Below are 1,074 nucleotides of genomic sequence, written 5' to 3'. Positions count from 1 at the left end.
GCGGTGACCTCCAGGGTGACGGTGGCCTCGGGGGTGACGGTGGCCTCGGCCGTGGCTCCGGGGGTCCGGGCCGCGCGGAACGTCCGTCGGTACGCCGTCGGCGTCACCCCCAGCACCCCCTGCAGGTGCTGCCGCATGGACTGGGCCGTGCCGAAACCCGCGTCGTGGGCGACCTGGTCGATGGCGAGGTCGGTGGATTCCAGGAGGTGGCGAGCGCGTTCGACGCGCTGCTGGGTGAGCCACTGGCCCGGGCTGACACCGGCCTCCTCGCGGAAGCGGCGGGTGAACGTACGGACGGACATGGACTCCCGCGCGGCCATGTCCCGGAGCTGGATCGGCTCGTGGAGCCGCCCCAGGGCCCACGCGCGGGCGGCCGTCGTGGTCCCGGCCTGCGGCTCGGGCAGCGGCCGCTGGATGTACTGGGCCTGCCCGCCGGCCCGGTGCGGCGGCACGACCGTGCGCCGGGCCACGTCGTTGGCGACGCCGGTGCCGTGGTCGCGACGTACGAGATGCAGGCACAGGTCGATGCCGGCCGCCACGCCCGCCGAGGTGAGGACGCCACCGTCGTCGACGAAGAGGACGTCCGCGTCGACCCGTACCTTCGGGAAGAGCCGCTGGAAGTGCTCGGCGAGGGACCAGTGCGTGGTCGCCGGGCGGCCGTCGAGGAAGCCGGCCGCGGCCAGGACGTAACCGCCGTTGCAGATGGAGACCAGCCGGGTGCCGGGGCGGATGTGGGCGAGGGCGGCGGCCAGTTCGGGGGTGAGGACGCCGTCCTTGTAGACCGGGCCGAGTTCGTACGAGGCGGGGACGACGACCGTGTCGGCGGTGGCGAGGGTCTCCGGGCCGTTCGCGACGAGGATCTCGAAGTCGGCGTCCGTCTCCACCGGGCCGGGTGGCCGGATCGAGCAGGTCACGATCTCGTAGAGCGGCCGCCCCGCCGTGTCCCGCGCCTTGCCGAAGATGCGCTGCGGGATGCCGAGTTCGAAGGGGAGCAGGCCGTCGAGGGCGAGCACGACGACGCGGTGCGGGGGCGTGGGCCGCGTGGCGGGCACCGGCTGTGGGGCGGTGGTGGGC

General features: G+C 74.6%; 1 protein-coding gene. It reads right to left on the bottom strand.

Annotated features, from left to right (window positions below; genetic code table 11):
• A partial coding sequence (locus tag P1P70_RS44990; protein WP_319248317.1) for a GlxA family transcriptional regulator occupies window positions 1-1,052 on the bottom strand: 1,052 nt, incomplete at its 3' end.
• Between the last annotated feature and the right edge of the window lie 22 nt (window positions 1,053-1,074).

Origin of the sequence: Streptomyces sp. MB09-02B, from assembly GCF_033794485.1 — a bacterium.
Taxonomy (GTDB): Bacteria; Actinomycetota; Actinomycetes; order Streptomycetales; family Streptomycetaceae; genus Streptomyces.
This window is presented reverse-complemented; position numbering and strand designations above follow the sequence as displayed.